Source organism: Micromonospora sp. NPDC049089 (assembly GCF_040648775.1).
GTDB lineage: Bacteria > Actinomycetota > Actinomycetes > Mycobacteriales > Micromonosporaceae > Micromonospora.
Map to the genome: position 1 here is coordinate 1 of NZ_JBEZEH010000014.1, position 4,800 is coordinate 4,800.

The 4,800-nt window shown below is 72.9% G+C and carries 5 protein-coding genes; all 5 read right to left on the reverse strand.

Annotated features, from left to right (window positions below; translation table 11 throughout):
* Positions 1-103 precede the first annotated feature (103 nt).
* Complete coding sequence (locus AB0B48_RS04625; protein ID WP_357195847.1) at positions 104-1,390, reverse strand: ABC transporter substrate-binding protein; 1,287 nt, start codon at positions 1,388-1,390, stop codon at positions 104-106.
* Between the two features lie 83 nt (positions 1,391-1,473).
* Positions 1,474-2,586 carry a branched-chain amino acid ABC transporter permease gene (locus AB0B48_RS04630; RefSeq protein ID WP_357195850.1) on the reverse strand — a complete coding sequence of 371 codons (1,113 nt, stop codon included), beginning with the start codon at positions 2,584-2,586 and terminating at the stop codon, positions 1,474-1,476.
* Complete coding sequence (locus tag AB0B48_RS04635; RefSeq protein ID WP_355006585.1) at positions 2,583-3,461, reverse strand: branched-chain amino acid ABC transporter permease; 879 nt, start codon at positions 3,459-3,461, stop codon at positions 2,583-2,585. The genes AB0B48_RS04630 and AB0B48_RS04635 overlap by 4 nt, the downstream gene beginning before the upstream one ends.
* 30 nt (positions 3,462-3,491) lie before the next feature.
* Entirely contained in the window at positions 3,492-4,214 is a 723-nt protein-coding gene (locus AB0B48_RS04640) for an ABC transporter ATP-binding protein (protein WP_355006584.1), read from the reverse strand.
* A partial coding sequence (locus AB0B48_RS04645; protein ID WP_357195855.1) for an ATP-binding cassette domain-containing protein occupies positions 4,211-4,800 on the reverse strand: 590 nt, incomplete at its 5' end. The genes AB0B48_RS04640 and AB0B48_RS04645, both read right to left, overlap by 4 nt.

A 4,800-nucleotide genomic window follows, 5' to 3' on the forward strand; every position in this document is an offset into this window, starting at 1 on the left:
GGCCGGCCGGCCCCCCCGGCCGCCCGGCGCCCCCGGCCCCCCCCGCCCCCGGGGGGGTGCCCCGGCGGCCCCCGGCCGGCCGCCACGTCGGGGCTGCGGAGCCTCAGGAGACGGTCGGCACCCCGTTCGCCGGGGGCGCAGCCGGAGTGACGGTGTACTCGTTGACCGCCCCGTCCGCCTCGTCCGTCTCGTACGCCGGCCCGAAGTAGGTCTGCACTCCCCCGGTCACCCGGCTCAACCGCTGGCCGCCGTACCCGGAGTGGTCAGTGGCGGAGAAGCGCAGCGGCACCAGCCCGGGGCCCTGGAAGCCGCCCTTCTGCACGGCGTCGAGGACCTTCTCCCGGGTGAGGTCCTTGCCGGCGGCGAGCAGCGTCTGCACGAAGAGATAGCCGACCGACATCCCGTAGACGGTGTTGCCGTCGAACGGCGCGTCCCCGTTGTGCTCCTTGTTGATCTTCGTGAAGAGCTGGACCCACGGGTTGGCGGTGTCGTTCTGCATCGGCAGGTAGTTGGTGCCGACCATACCCTCCAGCAGTGGCGCCGCGGCGCCGAGCTGCTTGGCCAGGGTCGGGTGGTCGGCGCCGACGTTGGAGACCAGCCACTGCGGCTTGAAGCCCAGCCGCGCCGCCGTGCCGACGGAGAGCGCGGTGAAGCCGGGCACCGTGGCGAGCACGACGACCTGGCAGCCGGCCGCCTTGAACGCGCCGATCTGCGGCGCCACGTTGGTGTTGCTGGTGACGTACGTCTGCTTGGCCACCACGGCACCGGCGCCGAGCACCTTCTCCACGCCGGCCAGGCTGTCCCGGCCGAAGTCGTCGTCCTGCCCGAGGAAGCAGACCTTCTGGCCGGCCAGGTTCGCCTTCGCGTAGTTGGCCAGGATCTTGCCCTCGACCGTGTAGTCCGGGTTGAACCCGAACGTGCCCGGATACTTGTCCGGCTGGTCCCAGCTGCGGCTGCCGGAGGCGACGAAGAGGTCGGGCACCCGGTTGCTCTTGAGGAAGTCGAGCACACCGGTGTGCGTCGGCGTGCCCAGACCGTTGAGGATGGCGAAGACCTTGTCCTGGAGGACGAGCTGGCGGACCACCTGCTGGGTGTTCGCCGGGTTGTAGCCGTCGTCCATGATCTTGTACGTGATCTTGCGACCGTGCACGCCGCCGTTGGCGTTGACGTAGTCGAAGTACGCCTTCGTCGCCGGGGCGATCTTCGAGTAGCCGGCCGAGGCCGGCCCGGTCAGCGGCATGTGGGTGCCGACGACGATCTCGGTGCCGGTGACGCCCGGCACCGACGCCCCGCCGGAGCCGGGGCCGTCGTCGCCGCTACAGCCGGCAGCGGTGATGAGCAGGGCAAGGGTGCTGGCGATCGCGAGGCCGCGATGCGCTTTACGGTGCATGGGAGACACCGACCTTTCTCGGTCCGGTTTTTTGGGAACGGTGTGGTGGTGGGGCGCCCGGCCGAGGCCGGACCGAGGACAGCTCAGGAACGCCGGGTCGGCCGCCTGGCCAGCAACGCCCGGCCGAGACGCGACAGCAGACCCTGCACACCGCCGGGGGCGGCGATCATGACGACGATCAGGGTGAGTCCGAAGATCGCCAGGGGGAGATTGCCCTCCATCCGCTGCGCCACCGCGGGCGAGAGCGTGAGCATCCCGGTCAGCGAGTGGGTGAGATCGGGCAGGGCGACCAGCAGGACCGCCCCCCAGAGCGCGCCGGTCAGTCGACCCAGGCCACCGATCACCACGGCCATCAGCAGGAACAGCGACAGGGTCAGCGAGAACGCGCCGGGTGAGACGCTCTGCGCGAGCACCGCCAGCAGCGCGCCGCCGAGCCCGGCGGTGGCGGCGCTGACCACGAAGGCGAGAACCTGGGTGCGGGCCACGTGGATGCCGGCGAGGCGGGCCGCCACCTCGTCGTCGCGGACCGCCCGGAAGGTCCGCCCGTACCGGCTGCGGATCAGGTTCGCCAGCAGCAGCAACGCGAGCAGGGTGGCCGCGCCGGTGACCCAGAGCTGCCACCGCTCGTACGGGAAGTACGGGCCGAGCGACAGCGGCGGCGGCTCCACCGGCACCGACAGCCCCTGCTCGCCGTTGAACACGCCGTCGAAGGTGACCGCCAGCGCCGGCACCACCACTGCCACCGCGAGGGTGAGCCCGGCCAGATAGGGGCCGCGCAGCCGGGCCGCTGCCACACCGACCACCGCGCCGACCGCGACCGTGCTGACGATCGCCGCGGCCAACGACAGCGGCAACAGCCAGCCGCCGGTCATTCCCCGGTCGGCGAACGCGGTCTGGCACAGCGCCACCGTGTACGCCCCGGTGGCCATCAGCGCGCCGTGCCCGAGCGACAGTTGACCGTTGAGCCCGGTGAGGACGGTCAGCCCGGCGGTCGCGCACAGGTAGGCGGCCACTGTGGCGAGCTGGAAGTTGCGGAACGGCTCGACGGAGTAGCTGACCGCCACCAGTAGCAACCCGGCGGCCAGCACCACCGCGAGGTGGCGCAGCAGGGTGGAGCCCCGTCGCCGGTCGACAGGCCGACCGGCCGGGTCGTCGAGGTGCTCTCTCGGCGGCACAGCCGCCTTCGTGGCGCTCACACCCGCCTCGCCACGACCGGGGCGAACAGCCCACCGGGCCGGACCAGCAGCACCGCCAGCAGCAGGACCAGCACCGCGAGCGGGGTGAGGTCACTGCCGGCGTAGCCGCTCACGTAGGAGAGCAGCAACCCCACCACCAGCCCACCGACCACCGCCCCCGGTGGACTGTCCAGCCCGCCGACCACCGCCGCGGTGAACGCCGAGACGAACACCAGGTCCATCGCGTGCGGGTGCAGGCCCAGCTCGGTCGGCAGGACCAGCATGGCGGCCAGCGCGCCCACCCCGGAGGCGAGCGCCCAACCGAGGGTCAGCATCCCACCGACGTTGACCCCGAGCAGCCGGGAGACCTCCGGAGCGAAGGCCGCCGCGCGCATCCGCAACCCCACCGGGGTACGCGCGAACATCCAGGCCAGACCACTGACCACCACGCCGATCGTGGCGAAGACGAACAGGTCGTACGGGGACAGCACGGCGACGCCGCCCACGGTGAGGGCGGACCGGCTGAACGGGGCCTCGGCGGGGCGGAACTCGCTGCCGTACACCATTCCCAGCACGGCCTGGATCAGCAGCACCAGCCCGAGCGCGACGATCACCGGGTTGAGCGGTGAGGCGTGATCGACGTGCCGCATCACCACCCGGTCCACCAGCGCGCCGAGCAGCAGGCCGGCGACGATCGCGACCACGAAGCCCAGCCAGTAGGAACCGGTGGCGGTGCTGACGGTGTAGGCGACGTACGCGGCGGCGACGGCCATCGCCCCCTGGGCGAAGTTGACGACCCGCGCCGCCCGCCAGATGAGCACCAGGGCCAGCGCGAACGCGGCGTACACCGCGCCGCGGGACAGGCCGTCGACGGTGAGGAAGACGAAGCGGTCCAACAGTCCTCCCTCCGGGAGACGAGGTGGTGGTCAGAAACCGAGGTAGGCGTGGCGCAGGTCGACGTCGTCGCGTAGCCGCGCCGCCGGGGCGGCGATCACCACCCGACCGAGGGACATCACGACGCCCTGGTCGGCGACGGCGAGCGCGCTGCGCACGTTCTGCTCGACCAGCAGGACGGTCAGGCCGGTGCGGTCGCGCAGTTGGCGGAGCAGGGCCATGGTCCGGGCGACGACCCGTGGCGCCAGGCCGAGCGACGGCTCGTCCAGCAGCAGCAGGCGGGGTCGGCCGACCAGGGCCCGACCGAGCGCCAGCATCTGCCGCTCGCCGCCGGAGAGCTGGTGACCGAGGTGCCGGCGGCGTCGGGCCAGCGGCTCGAAGAGCTGGTAGACCTCGTCGAGGGCCCGCCCGGCGTCGGCCCGGTCGCGCCGCCACAGCCCGCCCAGCCGCAGGTTCTCGTCGACGGTCAGCTCGCTGATCACGCCCCGACCCTCCGGGACGTGCGCCATGCCGCGTCGGACGAGCTGCTCCACCGGCGTACCGCGAAGGTCCTCGCCGGCCAGCAGGACCTGGCCGGCGGCCGGACGGATCATGCCGGAGAGCGCCCGCAGGAGAGTGGTCTTGCCGGCGCCGTTGGCACCGACGACAGCGGCGATGGTGCCGGCCGGGACGGTGAGGTCGATGGCCCGCAACACGGGCGCGGCGCCGTAACCGGCGACCAGCCCTCGCACGACGAGCAGATCGGTGCCGCTCATGGGGAGACCTCTTCCTCGACGGTGGCACCGAGGTACGCGTCGGTGACCGCGGGGTCGTCGCGGATCTCGTCCGGGGTGCCGGCGGCGATGACCCGGCCGAAGTCGAGCACCACGAGCTCGTCGCAGACGGCCATCACCAGGTCCATGTGGTGCTCGACCAGGAGCACGGCGCAGGGATCGGTGTCCCGCCGGGGCAGTTGGCGAACCAGCTCCCCCAGCTCGGCGATGTCGTCCGCCCCGAGGCCACCGGCCGGCTCGTCGAGCAGGAGCAGCCGGGGGCGGGCGGCGAGCGCGCGGGCCAGGGCGACCCGCTGGCGTACGGCGAAGGGCAGGGTGGTCGGCGCGGCCCCGGCGTGCTCGGCGATGCCCAGCTCGTCGAGGATGGCCAGGGCGTCCGCGCGCAGCCGGCGTTCGTCGCGGTCGCTGGCCGGCAGCCCGAGCAGTGCCGGGACGAAGCCGGCACGGGCGGTGTGCGAAGCGCCGGTCATCACGTTCTCCAGCACGCTCAGCCCGGCGAAGAGCCCGGTGCCCTGGAGGGTCCGGGCGATGCCGAGCCGGGTCGGCCGCTGCGGCCACGGCCGCACCG

Excerpts from the sequence above, each read along its gene's own strand:
- AB0B48_RS04625 (WP_357195847.1), bottom strand. The coding sequence starts at position 1,390 with ATGCACCGTAAAGCGCATCGCGGCCTCGCGATCGCCAGCACCCTTGCC.
- AB0B48_RS04640 (WP_355006584.1), bottom strand. The coding sequence starts at position 4,214 with ATGAGCGGCACCGATCTGCTCGTCGTGCGAGGGCTGGTCGCCGGTTAC.